This window comes from Acutalibacter sp. 1XD8-33 (genome assembly GCF_003612555.1).
GTDB lineage: Bacteria > Bacillota > Clostridia > Oscillospirales > Acutalibacteraceae > Acutalibacter.
Genome location: NZ_RAZF01000001.1, coordinates 268,673 through 291,832, shown reverse-complemented (window position 1 = coordinate 291,832; position 23,160 = coordinate 268,673). Strand labels below are relative to the sequence as shown.

At 57.6% G+C, this 23,160-nt stretch carries 15 protein-coding genes; 3 read left to right on the top strand and 12 right to left on the bottom strand.

The genetic code is table 11. The features are described 5' to 3' along the window. Positions 1-16: 16 nt before the first annotated feature. The 6 genes from D7X94_RS01400 to D7X94_RS01370 form a co-directional block, all read right to left on the bottom strand. The gene (locus D7X94_RS01400) at positions 17-961 is read right to left on the bottom strand and encodes an ABC transporter permease (protein ID WP_120425892.1); all 945 of its coding nucleotides are present in this window, start codon (positions 959-961) and stop codon (positions 17-19) included. Between the two features lie 127 nt (positions 962-1,088). Continuing rightward, positions 1,089-2,663 carry an ABC transporter substrate-binding protein gene (locus D7X94_RS01395; RefSeq protein ID WP_120425891.1) on the bottom strand — a complete coding sequence of 525 codons (1,575 nt, stop codon included), beginning with the start codon at positions 2,661-2,663 and terminating at the stop codon, positions 1,089-1,091. A gap of 649 nt (positions 2,664-3,312) precedes the next feature. Beyond that, on the bottom strand, positions 3,313-3,654 hold the full coding sequence (locus tag D7X94_RS18920) for a GNAT family N-acetyltransferase (RefSeq protein WP_279221735.1): 342 nt from the start codon (positions 3,652-3,654) through the stop codon (positions 3,313-3,315). A gap of 266 nt (positions 3,655-3,920) precedes the next feature. Beyond that, positions 3,921-4,922, bottom strand: a complete 1,002-nt coding sequence (locus tag D7X94_RS01385) for a LacI family DNA-binding transcriptional regulator (protein ID WP_120425890.1) — start codon at positions 4,920-4,922, stop codon at positions 3,921-3,923. A 480-nt stretch (positions 4,923-5,402) separates the two neighbouring features. Next, entirely contained in the window at positions 5,403-6,584 is a 1,182-nt protein-coding gene (locus D7X94_RS01380) for an alpha/beta hydrolase-fold protein (protein ID WP_120425889.1), read from the bottom strand. A 433-nt stretch (positions 6,585-7,017) separates the two neighbouring features. After that, the gene (locus D7X94_RS01370) at positions 7,018-8,673 is read right to left on the bottom strand and encodes a glycoside hydrolase family 32 protein (protein WP_147401639.1); all 1,656 of its coding nucleotides are present in this window, start codon (positions 8,671-8,673) and stop codon (positions 7,018-7,020) included. 286 nt (positions 8,674-8,959) lie between these two features. On the opposite strand from D7X94_RS01370, the gene D7X94_RS01365 reads away from it, so the two are divergent. Next, positions 8,960-9,406: a hypothetical protein gene (locus D7X94_RS01365; protein WP_120425886.1), complete on the top strand. Its 447-nt coding sequence runs from the start codon at positions 8,960-8,962 to the stop codon at positions 9,404-9,406. Positions 9,407-9,485: 79 nt separating this feature from the next. Here D7X94_RS01365 and D7X94_RS01360 read toward each other — a convergent pair whose 3' ends face one another. The 6 genes from D7X94_RS01360 to D7X94_RS01340 all read right to left on the bottom strand — a co-directional run bounded on the left by D7X94_RS01360 (position 9,486) and on the right by D7X94_RS01340 (position 21,119). Then, positions 9,486-10,847, bottom strand: a complete 1,362-nt coding sequence (locus D7X94_RS01360; RefSeq protein WP_243111075.1) for an MATE family efflux transporter — start codon at positions 10,845-10,847, stop codon at positions 9,486-9,488. Positions 10,848-11,232: 385 nt separating this feature from the next. After that, positions 11,233-12,990: a methyl-accepting chemotaxis protein gene (locus D7X94_RS01355; RefSeq protein ID WP_243111073.1), complete on the bottom strand. Its 1,758-nt coding sequence runs from the start codon at positions 12,988-12,990 to the stop codon at positions 11,233-11,235. A 105-nt stretch (positions 12,991-13,095) separates the two neighbouring features. Continuing rightward, complete coding sequence (locus D7X94_RS19435) at positions 13,096-13,230, bottom strand: hypothetical protein (RefSeq protein ID WP_279221730.1); 135 nt, start codon at positions 13,228-13,230, stop codon at positions 13,096-13,098. Positions 13,231-13,477: 247 nt separating this feature from the next. Further along, positions 13,478-14,263 (bottom strand): MBL fold metallo-hydrolase, encoded by a 786-nt coding sequence (locus D7X94_RS01350; protein WP_120425884.1) that lies wholly within the window; start codon positions 14,261-14,263, stop codon positions 13,478-13,480. Positions 14,264-14,789: 526 nt separating this feature from the next. Next, the gene (locus tag D7X94_RS01345; RefSeq protein WP_120425883.1) at positions 14,790-16,100 is read right to left on the bottom strand and encodes an S-layer homology domain-containing protein; all 1,311 of its coding nucleotides are present in this window, start codon (positions 16,098-16,100) and stop codon (positions 14,790-14,792) included. Positions 16,101-16,139: 39 nt separating this feature from the next. Next, positions 16,140-21,119, bottom strand: a complete 4,980-nt coding sequence (locus D7X94_RS01340; protein ID WP_158590843.1) for a M60 family metallopeptidase — start codon at positions 21,117-21,119, stop codon at positions 16,140-16,142. A gap of 342 nt (positions 21,120-21,461) precedes the next feature. Between D7X94_RS01340 and D7X94_RS01335 the strand changes: the two genes are divergently transcribed. Both D7X94_RS01335 and D7X94_RS19620 read left to right on the top strand, forming a co-directional pair. Further along, positions 21,462-22,292, top strand: a complete 831-nt coding sequence (locus tag D7X94_RS01335; protein ID WP_120425881.1) for a F0F1 ATP synthase subunit A — start codon at positions 21,462-21,464, stop codon at positions 22,290-22,292. 496 nt (positions 22,293-22,788) lie between these two features. Beyond that, positions 22,789-23,154 carry an ATP synthase F0 subunit C gene (locus D7X94_RS19620; protein WP_120425880.1) on the top strand — a complete coding sequence of 122 codons (366 nt, stop codon included), beginning with the start codon at positions 22,789-22,791 and terminating at the stop codon, positions 23,152-23,154. Positions 23,155-23,160 lie beyond the last annotated feature (6 nt).

The window sequence follows — 23,160 nt, the reverse complement described above, 5'->3', positions numbered from 1 at the left end:
CATCCATCCCTTCCTCTTAGAATAGCGCGCTGTCCGGGTCGACCTTGCGGGTGATAACATTGGTGATCATGACCAGGGTGAAGCCCAAAAGGGACTGTAGGAAGCCCGCCGCAGAGGACCGGCCCACGTCGTTAAGCTGCAGCAGGCCGCGATACACATAGGTGTCAATAGTATTGGTCACGTCGAACAGCATTCCGTTATTCATGGGCACCTGATAGAACAGGCCGAAGTCAGAGTAGAACATGCGGCCGATGGCCATGATTACCAAGGTGATGATGGTGGTTTTCAAGCAGGGCAGGGTCACATACTTGATCTGCTGCCAAGTGGAGGCGCCGTCAATTACCGCCGCCTCATAGTAGGAGCCGTCCACGCCGATCAGGGTGGCGAAATACAAAATGGAGGAGTAACCGAAGCCCTTCCACAAATTGATAAACACCAGGATAAACGGCCAGTACCGGGGCGTGGAATACCAGCTAATGGGCTCCATGCCCAGAGGCTCCAGGATGGAGTTGTTGATGAAGCCGCTGTCGGAGCTGAGGAACGCGAAGGCCAGATAGCTGACCACAGTGATAGACAGCAGGTAGGGGATCAGGATGCAGGTCTGGTAGATCTTCAGGGCCTTGGTGCGGATCTGCTCCAGCAGGATGGCGATGATAATGGCCACCACATTTCCCAGAAGGATAAACACCAGATTATAGCAGATGGTGTTGCGGAAGATGATGAAAGCATCATCGGTCTTGAACAGGAAGGTGAAGTTGTTCAGGCCGCACCAGGGACTGTTGAACACGCCCACGTTATAGTTGATCTTCTTGAAGGCAAAGGTCAAGCCGAACATGGGCATATAGTTGTTGATAAAGAGATAGATCAGTCCGGGTATCATCAGGGCGTACAGGGGGATATACTTGGAGAACGCGCCCTGTTTCTTCGGCGGTTTTTGCAAAGAGGAAGCAGGCTTTGCCATATGTATTTCACTGTTCCTTTCTTTCGCCCGGCCGCAGGGGGGAGGTATCCGGGCTTTATTATGCGGATAGGCAGATAAACGCCTTTATCTGCCTATCGCACGAATCACTTATTAGGGGATGAAAAACTTACTTGCTGGCAAGGAAGTCGTCCAGCTGCTCCTGGCGGGCGGCGATGATCTCGTCGATGCCGGCGGCCTTCAGGTCCTCCTGGAACTTAGCCAGAGTGGCGTCGAAGTCCTCAACGGAACCAGCGGCCAGGGGGTTGGCATACTGATTGACCACGTTGGTGCAGGCGGAAACCGCGTCGGAAACGTCGGTCAGGTCAAACTGGCAACCGAAAGCCTTGGACTGCTTGGCGGAAGCGTTAGCGTCCAGCAGCTTGTCGAAGTAGTCGGCGGGATACTCGAAGGGGATGGACAGGGTGGAGTTCTGGTTGGCCCAGCTGTAACCCAGAGCCCAGCCCACGCTGGAGATGTCCTGGCCGTCCACGAAGGTGGCGGTGCCGTCATCCTTCAGCTGATAGTGCTGGCCCTCAATGCCGTTGATCAGCAGGTTCTCTACGTCAGCGTCAGTAGAGAGCAGATAGAGCAGCCCGGCGGCCTGCTCGGGGCTCTTGGTGGCGGGGTTGATGCAACCATAGGCGCCCGGGGTAACCGCGACGGCGTCGGGATAGATCTGCAGGGAGGCGCAGTCAGTCTTGAAGTTGGCGGTGGACCAGATGCCGTTCATCTCGGCGCTGAAGTGGCCGGCAAAGCAACCGAAGCACTTGCTGGTGGGGATGAAGTCCACGGGAGCCTCGGTGGAATTCAGCAGGTCGGGCATGTAGACGCCCATTTCCTTCCACTTCTTGAAGTAGCTCACCAGCTCCTTGTACTCGTCCATCTCATAGTAGTTGGTAACCGTGGTGGCCTGGCCGTAGTCGCCCAGAACACCCAGCTTGTTGCCGTCGCCCAGAGCGTCCACGCGGCTGTCGCCGATGTTGGGAGCGCCGTTGTTGGGCCCGATGATGGGAGTGTCGGGATACTTGGCATGCACGTCCTCGAACAGCTTGGTCAGCTTCTCCAGGTCGATCTTGTCGCCGTTCTTATAGCCGAACTCGCTGGCAATGTCGCCGCGGATGGTGAAGCAGGGGGTGGAAGCCTGGTCCAGCAGACGGCCGATGCCGTACAGCTTGCCGCCGATGCGGCCGGACTCATACACCTTCTCGCCCAGAGCCTTCTTCATCTCGTCCGCATAGGGCTCCATCAGGGAATCCAGCTCCATGGCCTGGCCGTGGCTGGCCACGTTTACAAAGCTGGTGCCGATACCGGCATAGAACACGTCCAGGGTGTCATCGCCGCCGGCCAGCAGCAGGTTCATCTGCTGAGAGGCGTTACCGATCTCGATGGTGATGATCTCCACGTTGCAGCCGATCTTCTCGCTGGTGATCTTGCTGAGAGCGGCCTCGATGTCGGCGGTGTCAGAAGGAGTGGTGCCGCAGGTGGCCATCAGGGAGATGGTGGGGATGTCGCCGGAAGTACCGGCCTCGGAGCTCTCGGTCTCGGAAGAGCTTTCTTCGCTGGAGCTCTCGTCTCCGCCGGCCTCGCTGGAGCTGCTCTCCTGCTGAGAGGAGCTGCTGTTGCCGCTATCGTTGCCGCAGGCGGCAAATACCGCCACAATCATCAGCAGCGCCAGCAGCATGGCTGTGATTTTCTTCGTCATTTTTTTACCTCCTAAGTAATTGTTTCACGGCCTGGGGCTTTGAACCTGTACTCACAACCCACAATCGCCGCGTGAGCGGCTCTGACAGTTCCCGCTCATCCGGCAGGGCATGAAAGCAGTTTCTTAAGTTTTCAAGCCGCGCTTCTCAACCATTCTCTGGAATGGTTGAGAAAAGGACATATGTCCTTTATCTTGTTGAGTTTACGCAAGCGCTAAACCCAATCAATGATGGTATTATAGTACAGTTTAGTGTAATTGTCAATAAGTTATTCATAAATTTTTCACTTTTTTACGTGAAGAAATGGTTTTCTTCGGGAGTTTTCCCGTGCTTTTTAGGTAATTCGGCATTATACTTCTTTTTTTCAGCGCAATCGCTTGTCTATATTTTTATATCGATAAATGAATTATTCTTCCACTTTTATAATTCTTAAGTGGAATATTTCTTCAACTCTGAAAACAAAAGACGGAAGGTCAAAGGGCAAGGCAGACCACAACGATCTACCCTGCCCTTTTTATACTTGCGCATAGTAAACACACTTGAAAATCGGTAGTTACCGATTTTCAAGCTGGGCGGCTATGCCGCCTGGTTCAAAAGAGGTATCCTACCTCTTTTGAACCGTGTTAACTATAACCCACGGTAAGCCGGAAGTTATCGGTATAGCACCATTTCGACCTCCTCTTCGTCTTGTTCACCTGTAAAAGAGAATCCTGCTTTTTCATAAATATGCAAAGCGGCATAATTTTCTTTGTTACAAGTCAGCACAACCCGATTGGAATCGCCAAAGGGCTTTGTATCAATATATTCCAGACATTTCTTTAGCGCTTTCTGTGCGTAGCCGCAGCCTTGACAAGCCCTGTCAATCATCATGTGCCAGATATCATATTCAGGGATATCATAATCATAAATCACCATAACATAGCCAACCATTTTTTCATCATTGCAGATGCCAAACGGCTGACATTGATTTCGATATACATAAGCCTGCGCCAGACTTCTGATTGGATGAGAGACAAATTTCTCCTAACCCTCAGCCAACCGCAAATGAAATGCCTCAATAAAATTATCCTCGGTTATGGGTTCTAACCGAATTGCCATATTCATTCTCCTTTATCAAATCCCGATTTGTCGGTAAGGCAATTAGAACCTGTTCATACAAGTAATCGCACCCGCCGAAAAGCATTCTCTTTCCGACGGGTGTCATCTTCCTCACAGGATACTCCCCAAATCTCTCACTTTTCTGTTCAGATTGACCAGTTTTACCGTCTCAGGGCGTTGGCCCCCGGGCCCGAACTGCCCCGGCGCAAAAAGTTCACCGGCAACACGGTCCGGTCTGGCGCCATCTCGCCGTTGATTCGGCGGATCAAGGTGTTCACCGCGAAAGCCCCCATCTGACTGATGGGCTGGGCCACTGTGCTAATATCGCAGTATTCGGAGATATTTACGCCATCGAACCCCACCACGGCCAGCCGTTCCGGACATTCCTTGAGTCCCCGCAGGCTGGTCACCAGCTTGGCGGCCAGCACGTCGCTGGTAGCAAACACACCGTCTACCTGAGGGCTCCCCTCGAAAATGGCAGTCAAATTGTCCGGCAGGCCCTCGGCGAACAGGTCCTCATCGTTAAGATAGTAATTTCTGCTGTCCAGCCCCAGTCTGGCGCACTCCTCCTCGAATCCCATATACCGCAGCCCCGCAGGCATCATATGGCCTTTCACCCGGTTGCCCAAAAGGAGCACATGCTTGCAGCCGCTTGCGGCCAGCTCTTGAGCGGCGAGCACGCCGCCCTTATAGTTGTCACAGGATACTGAGGGCACGTCCGCGATGTTGCGCTCAATGCTCACTAGGGGGAAATCACTTTTCAAATATCCTTCGGCCTTTTCAATACGGCTGCACACCATCACGCCTGCCACATTGTTGGCCCGCAGCATGGAAAAATGCTCTTTTTCCCGCTGGGCGCTGTTGCCCGAGGCGCAGAGCAGCAGCTTGTAGCCCTCCCGATAGCAGGCCTGCTCCACCGCGTCGGTGAGCATTCCAAAAAAAGGGTGGTTGATGTAGGGGACGATCAGGCCCAGCAGGTGGCTATTCCGGTTGGACAGGGAGCGGGCCATTTCGTTGGGGAAATAGTCCAGCTCTTTCATGGCCTGGAATACTCTCTCCTTTGTTTTCTCGCTAATGGATCCCCGATCGTTCAGCACCCGGGATACCGTGGTAATGGATACGCCAACTTTAGCCGCCACATCCTTCAGTGTCGCCATATTCATCACTCCAAACCGCCTTTTTTGCCATATCACAGACGCGGCCCTCCCGGCATTTCTCAGGCACGGCGCTTGATAAAAATATATTACTATAAAATTTCCGTTTTGTCAATATTCCTCCGCCGGGGATGCGGCTGGCGCGAGAAATTGGTTTTTGAGTATTGGAAGGCCTTCGGGCGCACAAGACTTGGCAAAGCCAAGTCTGCCGCGCCCTACGGCAAGACCTTGGGGCTTTGCCCCAAACCCCACAAGGGGCCTAACGCCCCTTGATCGCGCAAATGGTTCGTTGGGGCGCATCCAACTAACCAGGGTAAAGTTTTCGTCCACCTTTTTCAAAAGGTGGTAGGGTTCTTAGGGGCAACGCCCCTAAGAACCCGGAGGGTGAGCGTCTGCCAGTGGCAGACAAGCTGTGAACCGACCGAGCCGGCAGGCGAGACTCCAAAACATCGTCCAAAAAATGCGCGTTTAAACCTCTCCCACGGGGTTTTACCGGAAGATCAGCTGGGCGAAGTCCCGCAGGCACATGCGCCACACGTTCCACTCGTGCTCCCCGTGATAGAGCTTCTCCACATGGGCGGGGCAGGCGTCGGGGGCCAGACCCTTTTCCGCGAAGAGGGCGCTGTCCCTCTGGAAGCTCTCGATGGCCACATCGTCCTCCCGGCCGCAGCCCCGGAAGAACACCTTGTAGTTCTGCCGGAAGGCCTCGCCGTCGTTGAGAGCGTCGATATAGGAGTTTCCCTCGAACCGGTTCTTTCTGGGGGCCACAAACCCACTGAACACCCCGGCGTAGCCGAACAGGTCCGGGTGGCTCAGGGTGACCACGCTGGTCTGCATGGAGCCCATGGACAGGCCCGCCATGGCCCGACTCCACTTATCGGTTTTCACCCGGTAGCGGGATTCGATGAAGGGGATGCAGTCCTCCAGAAGCAGCTGCTCGATGCGCTCGATGTCCAGCACCCGCAGGCCGTCCTCCTCCTTCTGGACCATGCCGTTGTTCATCACCACAATGCAGGAGGTCATTTTGCCCTCGGCGATCAGGTTGTCCAGGATGAAATTGGCCTTGCCCTGGTGGACCCAGCACTGCTCGTTCTCCCCGTGGCCGTGCTGGAGGTACAGCACCGGGTATTCTCCGGCGGTCTCCTTCATGTAGCCGGCGGGGGTGTAGACCAGGCAGCTCTTCATGCCGCCGGTGGCCTTGGAGGGGTAGAACTCCTGGGTCACGGAGCCGTGGGGCACGTCCTTGCACAGGAAGAAGTCGTTGTCCTGCTGGGGGATGTCCGCGTAGTTGATGGGCCGGGACGCGCCAAAGCCGATGGGCGCCAGGGGGTTGAGGACCTCGGCACCATCTACGAAGAACATCACCGGGCAGAAGCCGCCGTCGCCGCCCTCCACCTCAATGGTCCACAGGCCGTCCGGCCCCTTTTCCAGGTCGTACCGCACCCGGTGCACCTCGGCGGAAACGGAGGCCGCGTCCGGAGCCAGGAAATTCAGGCGCATTCTGCCCCCCTCCAGCATCATGATGCCCGGGGGGACCAGGGCCTCGGTGGCGGAGTGCCGAGCGGTGCCCGCCTCTCTCCCCAGGGGAAGCTGGGGGTCGAAGCTGCCCGATGTGCTGGTGATGGCGCAGTTCAGCGCCGCCGACGGATAGAGTCTGCTTTTTTCGCTCATGATGATACCTCCAAAAATTTTTTCTAATTCGATAGAGTATGGGATTTTTTATATGGGCACGTGGGTGCGCGCGTTACTTGGTTGCGGGGCACAGGGCCGGGCGGGTCTTGCGGCTCGTTCCGTGCCCACAGAGCTGGCCTTCTCCGGTTTCCAGGGGGGCTTTTTATTCTTGCAAAAAGCCCCCCTCTTGGCAGACTTCGCTCGCCAATTCACCCCGCAAAAATTGCGCTTCTCAGGTGTTAAGGTCAAGGGCAAGGTCGTGAGGCTCTGCCTCACACTCCGCAACCTTTGAAAAGGTTGACGAAACTTTTACGGTTGTTCGGTCAGCTCGTCAAAACACATAAAACCTTCACGACGAATGTAATGAGGAGTGACATTACGCGGTCAAGGGGCGTTAGGCCCCTTGCAGGGTGTGGGACAGAGTCCCACGACCTTAAGTCTCCCAGATGCCCCCCAGCCGGTGGACCTCGAAGTCCACGCCAATGCCGGGTTCCAGGTAGACGGGGGTGATGCCGGTCTGGGCGGGGTCCAGCACCGTAGCCAGGGAAATCTGGAACTGCCCGCCGTTGACGAAGAATTCCATGGACATCCGGTCCGTGATGATCCGCAGCTCCAGGGTATCCCCCACCGGGCCCACGTCGTAGGCGCCGCTGGGTAGCATCAGCCGCCCCAGCCGGGGGTCGTACACAATGAGCACCCCCCGCACGGAAAAGGCGATGGGCTGGTCCGGCTTCACGGTCAGCCGGAAGGTCATGTCCATGGCCTCCCCCAGGGCCTGTCGGGGGATCCGCTCGAACTCCTCCAGGCCCCGGTTCTCAAAGGAAAAGCCGTCCTGATACAAGTTTTCCACCTCCTCCACGGGCCAGAAAAATACCCTGGGCCCCTCCGCTGTGGAGACCAGCCGCAGCTCGCTGGGCACGCTGGCGCAGCTGGAAAACGGCCCCCGGCTGGTCCAGGTCCGGATCCAGGAGACCTGCACCACCCGGCCACCCGGCAGGCCCGTGAAGGTCTGGGCCGCGTAGCCCCCCGGAGACCAGGCGGAAACGCTATAGGCCGAGTGGAGCTTCTTGGTGCAGCCCTCCACCGCAGGGCCCTCCGGCACAAACCGCCTGCCCGCAAAATGCCCAACCAGATAGCAGTCCGTGGAGCCCCAGAGCACCCACTTCTTTTTCGTCTCGTCCCCGTCCAGGGGCAGACAGAACAGGTCCGGGCACTCCGCCGCGCCCCGAATCTCCCAGACGTCCCCCTGGTCCCAGTGGATCAGGTCCTTGGAGTACAGGAACATGTACCGGTCGTTGTCCAGGAAGATGGACATGACCCAGTTCTCCCCCTCCGGTTCCCATACCACCTTGGGGTCCCGGTTCATAAAGAGGATATTAGGCACCAGGGGATTTTCCGGCAGCTTCTCAAAAGTCCTTCCCCCGTCGGTGCTCACGGCCGCCGCAATTTCAAAGGGCCGGCCCTTGCTCCAATGGGTTTTGCTGCCCGCTGCCGTGTAGAACAAGAAGATGGGGGGCTCCCCGTCCTTTCCCAGGCCGGAGGTGTTGTTCTCGTCCACAATGCCGCCCCCGGAGTACATGCGCCCGGTCTCGTCCGGAAGAAGGGCGTAGGGCAGCTCCCGCCAGTGGGCCAGATCCCGACTGACCATGTGCATCCAGTGGGTGTTCCCCGGCACAAAGCCGTAGGGATTCAGCTGGGCGAAGTAGTGGTACTCCCCTTTATAATAGAAAAGCCCGTTGGGGTCGTTCATAAAGCCCCGGGCCGGGGTGATATGGGCCAGGGGGCGCTCCGGCTCCCGGTAGAGGGTGTCCGCGTCCTTGGGCTCATCGGCCACCTCCAGCAGGTCCAGCAGGGACTCGTCCCCGCCCTCCAGCCGCAGCTCCAGCTCCTGGCCGGCGTAAGGCTCCAGGTACAGGACGCCCCAGGCCCGGGGGCTGACCGAGAGGTTCAGCTCCAACTCTTCCAGAAGCTGTTCGTCCCGGTACAGGCCCAGAATCTGTAGCTTTCCCGAGGGCGGGAACATGCGGAGCTGGCCCGCGATGGGCAAAAGCAAATATTTGCCGCTGGCCGAAATCATTCTTGTTCTCAATTCTCCACTCTCCTCCTTTTACTTTTGTATGTTAACGATTTGCTGCAATTATACAACCAAATTTTCAAAATGTCAATCGGTTTCCTAAAAAGATTTTATGAAACTTGCTGGATATCACTCTAAATTCTTGTGTTTCTCACACTTTCCCCTCTCCCTGCATAATTTGGAATAGCATCAGCATGTTCGAGATCCAATATCCGGTCATATACCGTTAATGTAGTTCAAAAGAGACGAAACACTTCTTTTGAACCAGACGGTAGAGCGGTTCAGATGGGAGGGACAAGATATGAAAGGAGAAAGCGGCCTCTGGGCCCACAGCCCGGATTTTTCCATTCGAGAATTGGAGGAAAGCCTGGCGCTGCTGGAGGATTCCCAAAAGCTGCTGCGGATGATTATGCTGGGGTTGATAATCCAATACCGCTCTCTGGACCTGGAACGCTGTCAGCTTCTCTGCCCCGCCCAGAATTTGGACCCACAGCCGCTGGAAATGCAGACTGCCGCCGGGCTCATCAACATCGCCGCACTGACAGGCTTTCTGCGCCAGGCAGAATCCCTGGCATGTCAGACAGACGCTTCCGGTTCCCCCGACCGGCTCAATACTCTCTTGGGAGCTGGCAGCCTGTTCATCGCCGTCCTCCGGTTTCTCCAACTGCAAGATTCCTCCCAGCAAAGCGGGCAGGGAGATTCCCAGACGCTGGAGATCCTGGAAGAGTCAGGAGAACCCAGCCTCTAAAGCTCATTTACTATAGCGCTCATAAAGACCCCGGCCAGGCAACGATCCCGGCCGGGGTTTCCCAATGATACGCGCGCTTTTATAGGTCTTTGATCTGAGAATGGTACAGCCGCAGGAAAAACACCACGCTGGCCGCCAGGGAGAATGTTTCCGCAATGGGGAACGCCCACCACACGGCATTTACCTGACCGGTAGCCGCCGCCAGAATCCAAGCCACGGGCACCAGAACCACCAGCTGGCGCATCAGGGACACAATCAGGCTATAGGTGCCCTTTCCCACCGCCTGGAACAAGGTAGAGGACACAATGCCCAGGGCGGCGAAGAGAAAGCAGGTGCAGATAATCCGCAAAGCGGGTATCCCGATAGAGTGCAGCTCCTCTGACGCGTTGAAGATGCTCAGAAGCTGGCCTGGCAGAAGCAGGAACACTAGCATTCCCGCAGCCATGATCACCGCCGCAATAGCGCAGCCCTGGCTCAGAGCAGAAAGCAGCCGCTTCTTATTCTTCGCGCCGTAATTGTAGCCCATAATAGGCAGCAGGCCCTGGGTCAAACCAAAAACCGGCATGAACACGAAGGATTGCAGCTTGAAATAAAGGCCGAACACCGTGTAGGCGGCAGTGGAAAAGCCGGAGAGAATGGCGTTCATGGCCATATTCATCACTGTGCCGATGGCCTGCATCATAATAGCTGGGAGCCCCACCGCATAGATATTTTTCACTGTCTGCCAGTCAAAGCGGAAGCCCTTGAAGCTGATCTGAATTTCATGGGGCCGTACGCAAATCACGACCACACTGAACACCATGGAGAGAATCTGCCCCGCCACAGTAGCCGCTGCCGCGCCTACCACGCCCATAGCGGGCAGGCCGAACCAGCCGAAGATAAACACCGGGTCCAGCACAATGTTGATCAGCGCGCCCACCAGCTGGAATATCATCGGCCAAAGCATATTTCCCGTGGCTTGCAAAATTTTCTCGATCATTACCACCACAAAGCTGCCAAAGGACAGCACGCAGCAGATGGAAATGTACTGGTCGCCCATGTGGACAATCTCCGGGTCCGATTCGAACATCCGAAAAAAGGGCGTGGTAAAGAACGCGCCGTACACCGCGAACACCAGCGAGGTGGCGATGCCCAGCAGAATGCCGTGGACCGCAGCGGCTCCCGCTTCCTTCCGCCTGCCCTGGCCCAGCCGCCGGGAAATGAGGGACGTGACGCCCACCGCCGTGCCCACAGCAAAGGCGATGAGCAGGTTTTGGATGGGAAAGGCAAGGGAAACCGCCGCCAAGGCCTTCTCGCTTACCTGGGAAACGAAATAGCTGTCCACAATGTTATACAGGGCCTGCACCAACATGGAAAACATGGCGGGAAGGGCCATCGAGAAAATCAGTGGCAGCATGTTTGCCGTGCCCATCCGGTTTTGGGCTTGGGAATTTTGACTCAAAACAATCATCCTTTCTTTTGGGGATCATTCCTCCGTTTTTCGCACCTGTATATTTTATCAAAAATCCTCGAAAAAGGGAAGCGCTTTTTTAGGAAGGCAGCCGCATTGTTTCAAAAAGCATACTTTTTGAAACAATGCGGTGCTCACTTCGCTGTGCTTGGCCTCCGGCGGTTCAGGGGTGGAAACCCTGGAGTGGACTAAACCTTTACCCTGATTAACTGAATGCGTAGTGGCGGATCCAACGCCGCCTTTGCGTTGGCAAGGATTCAGTTGCCGAAGGCCTCTATATCACTTGCAAAAAGCACGCTCGATCTATGGAGAAGCGTTATGTACGCAAAAAAACCGGCGGAATAGTCTTTCCGCCGGTTTTTTTGCAATTTTTTGTTTAGCGCCTCAGCTGGAACTGCTGAATCTGCGCCTTCAGCCGGTTGGCCTGAGTAAACAACTCTGTGCTCACCGCCGCAGATTCCTCGCTGGTGGCAGAATTGGTCTGCACCACGGCGGAGATCTGCCCGATCCCCTCCGTCACCTGCATAATCGCCTCCGCTTCTCTCCGTACCGCCTCGGCAATCACGCCAATATCCTGATTGGAACGGGTAACCAGCTCCAAAGTGCTTTGCAGCTCTTGGGACACACCGCCCACAATCTGGGTTCCCCGGGCTGTAGCGGCCACACAGTTGTCGATGAGCTCCTTGGTCGCCTTTGCCGCCTGGTCTGACTGCGCCGCCAAGCTGCGCACCTCGCCGGCAACAACGGCAAAGCCCTTGCCCGCCTCTCCGGCCCGGGCGGCCTCAACAGCCGCGTTCAGCGCCAAGATATTGGTCTGGAAGGAAATATCCTCAATGGTCGTAATGATCTGACCAATCTGCTGGGAAGTTCCGCTGATGTCCTCCATGGCGGACACCATCTGCCGCATATGCTCTCCGCTGGCGGAAACCTGCTTGCTGGTCATATCCGCATGGGTCTGAGCGTCAGAAGCAACCTCCACATTTTGCTTTGCGCTCTGGGAAACGCCATCCAGAGTGGCATACAGCTCCTGCACAGAGCTGGCCTGCTCGGTAGCTCCCTGGGCCAGGGACTGGGAGCTACTGGAAAGCTGCTCCGCGTTGGCGGAAATCCGCTGCTCCGCCTCGGTAATCTGCTCCAGCGTATTGGAAATCGTCCTGGTAAAACTGTCCATTGAGGACTGAATCGTGCTGAAGTCCCCAATATAGTCCGTGCTGGTATGCACGTCAAAGTTGCCCTGGGAAAGCTCGCCCATCAACCGGTTGATGTCCGTCACATAGCTACGGATCAGGCTCATAGAATCCTTCAAAGTCCTGGCCAGATCTCCCACCTCATCAGGAGAATTGTAGGTCATTTCCAGATCTAAAAGCCCCTCCTGCAGCTGGGCGCTCTCTTTGGTGATATCCAAAATCGGGGCGACTACCCGCTTTACCACATAGTAGATCAGACTGATCAAACAGGCCAGGGCCAAAAACAAGCATACTCCCGAGGTAATGTGCATCGTAACCGTGGTAAACCCAATCTGTTTCTGGCTCTCCAAAGTCAGCACACCGCCCTCGTCAACCACCTGGTCCAGCAATCCCACCAGAGTCCCCAGGTTTTTCTGGATCGTGTCCTGATAATAGTCCTGCGCTCCAGAAGGATCGTCCTCCAACATATCCAGAACATGGGTTGCGGACTCATGCAGTTCCTTGTGGAGAGGTTCCAGCTGAGAGCGCAGCTCCAGTACCACAGGATCGTCAGTCCCCGCCTCGCCATAGATCCACTGGCCCAGCACACAGGTAGTGGGGTCAATGCTGCCGGTAAACTCTGTTCCGGCATAAAGGGCGTTACTTAGATTGGAGGACCACTTATAGTGGGCTACCTCCGCTCTCTGGGCCCGGTCTAGCAAGGCGCTGGCCTGTTCCGCATCTGCCTGAATCCCCTGGATCCGGAAAATGTTGAACGTTGTGATAAAGCTGAACAAGATCGTGGAGGCCAAGGCTGCGGCCACCTGGATTGCTATCATTTTTTTGACGCTTTTTCTTCTCATATGTATGCCCACGTTCCTTTCCTGCAAAGCGGGACGCTCCCGTTTCGCCCTAAAGACATTATCCTTATTATCATACACCAGCCCGCCGCTTTTTGCAATACCCAATTTCTCCTTTAGGTTCCATGCCGCTAAAGAATTTAACAGCTGAAACGCCTCCCGCCCATCTGTACGCAAATTCTCTGTGTTCACCTCAATGCTGATCCGGCCGGACTACCCCGCCTCTTTCAGCGCCTTCCAGTGGGCGGCGTAGTCCTGGCCGTCTCCAGGTTTGGGAAACCGCCTTTTCACCGCCTCGGCCATATGATAGGTATCCCCCAGCACTCCTACATGGGGCAGTTCCGCCAAAGAGGCCCATCTCCACCGCTTTGGAGACAAAGCTGAGAATATTGCACTCTTCCCGGCGGAGGGGCTCTATGGCAATCTCCAGTCCCGACCTGGCCGCGAATTCCCCCAGCCAGGGGAATTCCTCCGGCGCCCGGCGGCTCCCCCCGGAGCCAAAGACCGCCACCTGAGCTTCTAGTTCTGCCAGGACGGGCGCGTCCTTCAGCCCCCCCTACCGCAACCATAGCTCTCCTCCACTGTTCTGCCTGTTTTACAGGCTGATTTCCGTGCCGTCGTCTGCGAAGTCCACCCGGTCGCCCAGCACCTCCCGGGCCAGGGCCAGCTCGCCCTCAAAGTCGCCCAGAATCTCCAGGCCGTGGTGGTAGAACATCACCCGACCGAAGGGCGCACCGGAATCCACCAGCTCCTTGCACAGCTCGCATGCCCGGTGGTGCCCTGTTTCCAACAAGATTAAGTCCGCGCCGTCCAGATGGGGCCGAAGCTCCGAAAAGTCTCGAAAATCCCCGGAGTACACCAGCTTTTTGCCCTCGGCCTCCAGCAGAAAGGAAAAACTCTTCCAGGGCTCGCCGGGGGCGGGGTCTCCCAAATGCCAGTTGTGGAAAGCGGAGACCCGCAGGCGGCCGTCCAGCAGGGGGCCATCCTCTACCAGGTGGGGCTCCAGGGAAAAGACGGTCTCATAATTCCCCTCGCTGCCCCGAAGCATTTTGCAGACTCCGTCGAACACGTCCAGGTCCGGCAAAAACACTCGAATTTTCCGCCCCCGCATCCGATCCTCGTTCTCCTTGGAGATGGTGCACAGCTTCCGCAGGTTCCACAGCAGATGGGGCAGTCCGCCGGTATGGTCCATATGGGTGTGAGAAATAAAGACGCTGTCTGTGGCCAGGATGTCCAGGCCCTGGATGTAGGACTGGTAGCCGCAGTTTTCCCCGGCGTCCAGGAAAAAGAGCTTGCCGCCGGTCTCCAGGGCCACGCTGGTCTGGTGCCGCCCAGGCATGGGCTCAGTGCCGGAACAGCTGCCTAAAATGGTTAATTTCATGAGATTTCTCCTTTCTAAGGTGTGGGGCGTTGCCCCACACCCCACAAACTTTTTGAAAAAAGTTTGATCAAAAACTTTTCCCCTGCTTCCTCACTTCGTTCGTCGCAGACAATTAACATATTTTTGCCGAGCTAGCCTAACCACCGTAAAAGTTTTGCAGACTTCGCTCTGCGAAGTCTTAGCTTTCTTCAAAAGCTCGTGGGAATTTGAGGGGTGAGCGTTCTGCCGGATACTTGGCAAAGCCAAGTATTGCAGACCACGCTGCGAACCGACCGAAGCGGCAGCTGAGACCCAACGCCCTCAAGGTCTTATCTCTTGACCTTAAACTCCTGAGATGCGCATTTTTGGTGGTGAATTGCCGGACGAAGGCCGGCAAGAGGCCCCTTTTTGCAAGTGAAAAAGGGGCCTAGTACCGGAGAAGGCTGACTGAGCGCACAGGCGTACCAGCTGAGAGCGCGCCTTACCCGCTGAAATCTGGACGCGCCATTGCGCCCGAAAAGCCCCCCGTAAACCTCTCAAAAACGCCCTACAGGCCCGTGAAGAACCGCTGCAGGATGGTGGCGGACTGGGCCCGGATGGCGCTGCCCTTGGGGTCCAGTTTGCCACTCTTGCCAGTGATGTACTCCTTGCCCACGGCCCATTTCAGGGGCTCCCGGGCGAACTCGCCCACCTGCCCCGCGTCCGGGAAGGCGGAGAGGTCCCCGCCGGCGGTGAGGTCGTAGCCCTTATATTTAGCGTAGCGGTAGAGGATGGCGGCGATCTCCTGGCGGGAGATCTTGGAGGCCGGCCGGAACACGTTGCCGCTGTATCCATTGACAATGCCGTTTTCGCTGGCCCAGGTCACCGCGTCGGTGTACCACTGGCCGTCAGCCACGTCGGAGAAGCCGCTCCTCCCATCCACGGCGGGAGAGCCCTCCCGGCGGTAGAGGATCGTAACCAGCATTCCCCTGCTGGTGTCCTCGTTGGGGCCGAATCTTCCCCCGCCGATACCGTTCATCAGGCCATTGGTGTAGGCGTACTCCACCGCAGGATAGAACCAGTCGCCCTCCTTCACGTCGGAGAACAAGGGCTTGAGGGGCTCCTGGTCCTTTTTCTTGAAGGAGGCCCTCAGCTCCACCTCGTGCCCCGGCATTTTAAAGGAGTACTCGCCCTCGCCCGCCGGGATCAGGACCACGCCCTCGCTGGCCTGGAGGCTCTCCAGCTGGTATCCCTCCTTGGGGGCTACCTGTACAAAGACGGTCTGGTTTTCCCGGGCGGTGCCGGGGGAGCTGATGCCGATCTCCCCCTCGCCGGCGGTCACAGTCCGCTTGATCCGGCTGCTGGGGCCCCAGGCCTGGGCACCCGGCGCGGGCGACATGGGCAGATCCTGGAATTCCAGCTCGCCGCCATTGTGCAGCTGGTCAGAGTCCAGCAGGGCGGCCCTGGCGCTCAGGGGCGCGATGGGCAGGCCCTCAGCAAAGAGCGCCCCCAGGCGGATCTCCCTCTGGTTGTTGAGTGCGTAGTCGGACACCAGATAGAGAGCCACGGTGGTCCTGCCCTCCTCCTTTTTCACCAAGGTGGAAAAGGTGGGGCTGAAGGCGGAACTCCCATGCTCCGGGTCAAGGCGCACGTTCTCCGGCAGGTATTCCCCGTCCAAGGCTACCTCCAGCTGCACGCCGTAGATCACCTTTGCCGGGTCCACGCCGGTGATGCCCAGATGGACCTCACCGTCCACGCTCTGGCTATAGACGAGGGTGAGGGCGTCCGCCGCCGCGGCCGGAAGCTCCAGGCCGGGCAGGCAGAGGCACAGGCAGAGGGCCAAAATCAGGGCCAGAGCCCTTTTTCTCAGATTTCTCATAAACGCAATCACGTTCCTTTCCCGCCAATTTCATCGAACTCAATCAGATTCAAGGACAATCTGCGGCAGGTCCTCCCCGCCAGGACTGTTCATCCACAGGGTGCTGGCCGTCAGCCGCTTGCTACCATTGGGATTGTTGGGGTCGTCCGCCCGGTACATCTCCGCCATGATCTGGCTGGGCAGCAGGTTCACGCCGTCGCAGTGGGTGGCGTCCTGAAGCTCCGCCTCCTGCTGGACATTGGGCACAAAGAGGAACAGGCCGTTACTGATGTCGCTGACCTTCTGGTCCTCGGGCACCTCGGCGAAGGTGTAGATATCCCCCGCCATCTCCCGGATCTCCTCGCCGGTGGCCACGGTCTCCTTGCCATTCTCGTCCACCGTGACCTTTGTGGTGGTAAATTTGCCCTTGACGATCACGGAGCCGTAATATGGGTCTCCCCGGTAGGTGCCCACAACCACCAGCGTGCCCGCCTTGAGTACATTGCCCCCGCCGCAGTCGTAGTCAGCGGACAGGCGGCCCGCGAAGCCGTCCTCCCCTGAGAGGAAGGACACGTCGTCCCCGGCGTACTCAATGAGCTGCACGTTTCCGCGCTCTATGCCCTCCGGCAGGCCGGTGACGGTGACGGTCTTTGCGTCATAGGTCCAGATGGTGCCCCCGGCGGTGTTCTCGCCCGGCTTGTTGAAGTAGGTCGCGTAGCTGTCGGGATCGTCCCCGGAGAGGCTCTCCCCATAGGTCCCCTGCCGGGCCGTGACGGTCTTGCTCGCCCCGTCGGTGATCTCCACGGTCAGGGCGGCTGAGGCGTCGGGAGTGGTGCTCACCAGCTTCAGACCGGAGACCGGAGTCTCCTCATTCAGGGTGAAGGTGGCGGTGGTTCCGTCCAGCTTCAGCTCATACTGGGAAGCCGGGACGGTCTTGTCGTAGGCCACCCGCACCTGTCCGGCCTCGGCTGTGCCGATGATCTCGCCCAGGGTGCTGTAGGCCCGCACCTGATAGGTAAAGGCCAGATGGTTGCCCGAGCCGATCACGTCCGTGTAGACGGGGGGTTCCCCTGCTTTGTGCTGGACGAAGGCAATGGCCCTGCCGTCCCGAAGGATCTCATAGCCCTGAACGTTTTCCACATTGGGCGGGGTGATGGTAATGTCAATTTCGTTATTGCTGCCGGATTTCTTCCCGGCCGCGGCGCTGAATCCCGCCCGGGCCGTCGTCTTTCCGGCCAGCCGGTCCCGGCGGCTCTGGTCGCTTAAGTACCAGAGGGCCCGGGGCTCCTGGGCGTAGGTTTCCAGCTTTGCCTTGACGCTGTCGCCAAGGCGCATTCCCCAGCGGGTAAAGAACTCCGTCAGATCCTTTTCGACCACGCCGGAGGCGGTGAGGGCCACCTTCTCGTCGTAGCTAAGGCCGGAGAAGCCCTGGGTATAGGTGCCGGACTTCCAGGCCTTGAAGAAGCGGTTGTAGAAATCTATGGGCTGGGAGGCATTGTCATAGGCCAGATGGAGCTGCCAGTACATGCCCAGCTGCACAAACACATTGTTGGACTCGCCTGGCAGTCCCTGGGCGGTCTTGTCAAAAATTTCCGCGTACTTTCCACTATTTTCCAGACGGGAGGGCAGGGTATTGGCCTGGCCGTCATAGGTCTGGACCATCAGGGCGTAGATATTGTTGGTGATCTCCGCCCGGCCCAGCTTATCCATGTTGTGGCCGATCTCGTGGGCGATGCCCCAGCCAAACAGCCTGTTGGCCGCGCCCTGGCCTGTTACGGAGATGGGCTGGCCCCCGGCCATTCCCGCGCAGGAATTGTATCCGATGCCGATGTGATTCCCCGCCGCGTACATAAAGGCGCCGGAAAACATCTGCATGCACCGGATATTCTGCCGGGTCTGCATGTCGTTTTCCCCATAGGTCTTGTCAATGCCCTGGGTGGTCTTGCAGATGTGCATCACATCTTCCCAGGCCAAAACAGAGTTGAACAGCGCCTGCACCCGGGCGTCGCCGGTGGCTGTGGTGCTGTTCTTCACCGCCAGGGCGGGCAGGGACAGCAGCATGGTGGGCGTGGAAATCTCCGTCACATTCAGACAGTTGGTGGTCCGGTTGCTCTGGGTTACGCCAGCCTTAACGAGATAAGCATCCAGCTCATCCAGATAGCCCTGGATAGTGTTCACCTTGGCCGCCTCGGTCATGGCGTACCAGCCGGACAGTTCCAGCACGGGGATATCCGTGGCACGGCGCACATGAAGCTTCACCTGATCTGGATTCGGCCCGGTATAGGTGAAGTACAGGCTGCCGCCCCGCTGGGTGTTCTGGCTGCCAATTTTGGGCACAGTAAAGGTGTTGCGGCCGTTTTTCACATCTCCCATGGAGGCCCTCCAGGTGGAGGCCTCGGCGTTGAACTGGGAGGCATACAGAGTGAGCTTGCCGCCCTCCGGAATTCCCCCGGCGTAGACGGTGATCTCCTTCCCCGCCTGGGAGGCAGCGCCCAGGGGCTGGAGCTCGCTGCCGGACTGGGCGTAGTTAGTGCTGTCCACTCCGCCGCTGCGAGCCTGAACGCCCTCAATCACCACGCCGGAGGAGGAACCCTTCAGCAGTTCTCCTGCCAGCTCCAGCTCGTCGGCCAGGGCAGCGGTGTCCAGGTAATAATAGCGCTCGTCACTGTTCAGCCGGGCTTTCAGGTCCGCGATCTGCTTCTCGGTGACGCCAGGCTTCAGCTGGGTGCGCAGGTCATTGGCAAACAGGGCGCTGATCTCGTCCGGCAGGCTGCGGCTGGGATCATACTCCATAAACAGCAGCTCAGAACAGTTTACCAGGTTATACTCCGCCTGCTCCACCGCCACGCTGATCTGCACGATCTTCTTTGCGGGGCCAAAGGGCAAAATGCCAAACTTTGAAGTGGGAATGGCGTTTCTATTGGGAATATCGGGCCAGGTGAACACGTCCCCGCCGCCAGTGCCGCCGTTGTTGTCCTGGCCTCCTTTAGCCGGATCGGGCACAATCAGGCGGCCGTTTTTGGACAGGTCGTCGCCCTCATACCAGACCTGGACGCTATAGGCCCGCAGATATCGCGGGTAATTTCCGTCCAGCCGGGGCACCCACAGCACGGCCTGCAAATCCACCGGCTCTTTAAAGGTGCAGATCACATGCTCGTTCCCGCTCCAGTTCTTCGCGGTCCAATGGGTGCGGTAGTCCCCGTCTATCATATTATTGGGCGTAAAGGGAGCCGCCTCGGTATACTCGCCCGGGGCATAGTTTGTGGGCCAGGCCAGACGGATCTGCTCGATCTTGGACCGGTCCAGCAGACCGGCCTTGGGCAGGCCCTCGGGCGCGGTGTAATCCACGGCTTTTGGTGTGCCTTCCGAGGTCCGGGAGGGCTTGCTGGAACCCACGTTGTTTCCCGCGATCACGTAGATCAGATAGGTCACGCCGTTTTTCAGGTTGGGAATTCGCAATCCAGTGGAAAGAAGCATTCCACCAGTCTGCCGGTATTCTTCAGAGGAGTCCTTTTCCTTATAATAGACCTCGTAATAGGTGGCCCCCGCAGACTTTTTCCAGCTCACATTCAGCGCGCCGTCCAGTTCCTGCACGCTTACCATGTCGGGAGCGTCCGGCCGCTGGGCAGGCTGGGGTGTGGCGGAAACCGCGTCGCAGGGATCCCCTTCCCAGCCCTCCGCTACCGGCGTTACCTGAAACCAATATTTCTTCAGGTTCTCCAAACCGCTGACAGTGGCGTATGGCACATTCACCCGCATGGTCCGCTTGGCGCTGCTGCCATCCATCCAATAGGTAATCTGATAGCCGGTGACATTGGGAAGCCCCCGCCATTTCAGCTCTGCCGATTCGCTGCCCGCCGTGGCGGCCAGGCCGGACACCACTCGGTTGACGTCCGCGGGATTCTCCGGGATAATATCCTTTAAAAACTGGACGGACTGCATGGCCACAGTGCCCGTCTCGGTTTTGGTCACGGTAACGGTGATCTTTTTCACCGCCACCCGTTTTCCCAGGGAAATCGTAATGGTTCGGGACCCGGGTGTGCGGCTGATGGCAAACAGACCGGCAGGCAGAACTGTCTCGATCAAGTGCTCTTCCGTTTCCCCATCAGCATATTCCACTGTCACAGTACCGCTTTCAATTCCGCCTACTTCCGGGGTGACAATGGTCATCTGGCTCATTTCTACCGGAGTGGAAAAGGGAATGGGTAGCTGGAGGGTAGCGCCAGGGGCACTAAGAGTAACGCCCTCTTCCCCAGAAGAAAACAAATTTTCAAGGCTTCCGGCAGTCACCGTAAGACCCGCCTGGGCCATGGCCTCCAGATCCACTGGAGGATTCAGCATAGCCCCTTCCGCCAGCTGTGCCCCGCCTTCGGCCTCTATGTTGCAGTTCAGATAGGCCAGGTCTACCACATCGATAGCCCCGTCCCCGTTAAAATCATATGTGGGCAGCAGGGTCTGGTCCTTAGAGGCCAGCTGGCGGGAGAGCATATCCCGGTCTGCGGCGTTTACCTGGCCGTCGCCGTTCACATCCCCCAAAGTAAAGGTGCTGTCGCCGGTTCCCAGAGTGACATGCTGAGAGTACTGGCTCAGATCCAGTTTCTGGAAATAGGAGCGGTATCCAAGCCCCGTAAAGCCCAGGGTATATTCGCCCTTTGGCAGGCCGGAGACGGTAAGGGTGAGATACTTTGGCCAGCCGGTAGCGTCCTCTTCCCCATCGGCATTTTTAGCCTCCACCTGGACCTGGGCGTCCACATCGGAGGTTTGAATCTTCCTGATGCCAGGCTCCCAAAGGCGCACTTCCTCCAGGATCACGTCATTCCGGGCGATCCCGACTTTGACATCATGGTTTTTCAGGGCCTCCAGAGGTTGAGCATAGTCTAACCGCAGGATGGCCTGGATCTCTCCCAGAGCGGCCGGAGCCGCCGCAGTCTGCTGATCTGGCCGGGAAGCGGCCAAGGCCTCGGGCCCTGTGGGAAACAGGATTCCCGCTGAAAGGGCCGCCGCCATCAGGGCGGAAAGTATACGGGCGCGCAACTTCATAGTCATAACCTTCCTTTCGCTGTGCCGGGCAAAAAAATCCCGCCCAACATTTTCCATTGCACGAGACATATTATAGCATTTTCTCTCTGAGCAATGCAAGTAGGCACAGCAAATTATGTAAAGTTTTTTGACTTCTTTCTGGAAAAATCCGCCACATTTCGCGCCGATTCCGAAGGCTCTGAAATTTTGCCCCAATATTCCGCCGGAGGCCCCCTTTCCCACTCTTGACATTGAAAATTCCCCTTGCTATAATTTGAACGATGTTGATCCGCTCTCCACTCTCTGATTCTCATAGAAAGGAGGGCGGTGAAGCACCGTACCAAGGGAGAAAGGAAGTGCGCGATGAAACAACAGAAAAAAGGGTTGGCGTTGTGGCTGGCATTGGCTGTGGTTTTTCTGGCGCTGGCGCTGTTCTCCGGTTTTCAAGGCCGGACGGAAAGCGTGCAGGAAACCATGCGGGACGCGGTGCTGCACAGCGTAAACCAAATCGCCTTTTTAGGCGGGAAAGCGGTAAATCCCGGATTGATCTCCGCGTTTGCCGTAACGGTCGTTTTGCTTCTGGCAGCGGCCTGCATCCGGATTTTTGTCGTTCCCAGATTCCGGTATGCCCCGGGGAAACTTCAGCTGCTGCTGGAGGAGGCCGTAGGGCTTTTTGACAGAATGGCAAAAACCAACAGCCCTCATCGAAACGGCTTTTTGGGGGCCTACATTTTTGCCGCCGGGGCTTACATTTTTGTGGGCACTCTCTTTGAACTTCTGGGGCTTCAGGTTGTTACTACCCATGGGAACCCCATCACCCTGCCGGCGCCCCTGTCTGACGTAAACGCCGCCATCGCCCTGGGCGTTCTGTCCTATCTCGTCATTCTTTCCGGCGGCGTTGCGGGCAACGGCGTGGGAGGCGTGGGAAAAACTCTCAAGGAGTTTTCCCTGCCCATTTCCATGAGCTTCCGGCTGTTCGGCGCGCTGCTCAGCGGCCTGCTGGTCACAGAGCTGGTATACTATTTTGTCACCCTCAGCTTTTTGCTGCCGGTGATCGTTGGCGTCCTGTTCACCTTGCTCCATGCCATTATCCAGACCTATGTGCTTACCATGCTGACGGCCCTGTTCTATGGGGAGGTCTCCGAGCCCTCCCATAAGGAGAAAAAGCCCAGAAAGAGCGGCGCCACCGGCTGACAGAGAATAGCCCACACAAAACATATTTTTTGAAAGTAATACGGAGTGGCCTTCGCCGCCAAAGGGTCTCGGCTGCCGACTCGGTCGGGTCAGAACGATTGCCACTGGCAGACGCTCACCCCCACACCCCGCCAGCGGTAAACTTGGCGTTGCCAAGTTTTGGCCCGCTGGACCGGCCAAAGCCGTCCAGGGTAAAAGTTTCGTCCACCTTTTCAAAGGTGGTAGGGTGTGCCTTAGCAACGTCCCACGGTCTTGCCCTTAACACCTGAGAAAGCAACGCAGGAGGGTAACATAAACATCCCAGTGGGATGTTTTGCGTAGGGAACCCCCGACTGCAACGCAGGCAGGACAAAGCCCTTGGGCCCCGGAAGCGGCCAACTGTGGGCGCAGCTGCCAAGCCAATTCGCGCGCCAGCGCCCTGTGCTCCGCAATCAGCCAGCGCACGCACCCACGCGCCCATATAAAATACTTAAAAAATTTCCAGGAGGTTATCAAAATGAAAAAGCTCAACAAGCATAGAAAATTGATCTGCGCCCTGGCTCTGGCCCTGCTGGCCATGACCCTGTTGGCCATGCCCGCTCTGGCGGCCTCGGAGGAAACCGCTCCCGCCCAAGGAGAGGCCCAGTCCGCCGGAAGCGATCTAGGCCTGAAGGCACTGGCCGCCGGCATCGCCGTAGGCATCGCGGCGGCAGGCGGCGCCGTGGGCATGGGTCTGGCCACCGCCAAATCCACCGAGAGCATCTCCCGTCAGCCGGAAGCCGAAAACAAAATCCGCACCACCCTTATGCTAGGCCTGGTCTTTATCGAGACAGCCATCATCTATGCCCTGCTGGTGGTTATCCTGATTATCTTTGTGCTGTAAGGGGTG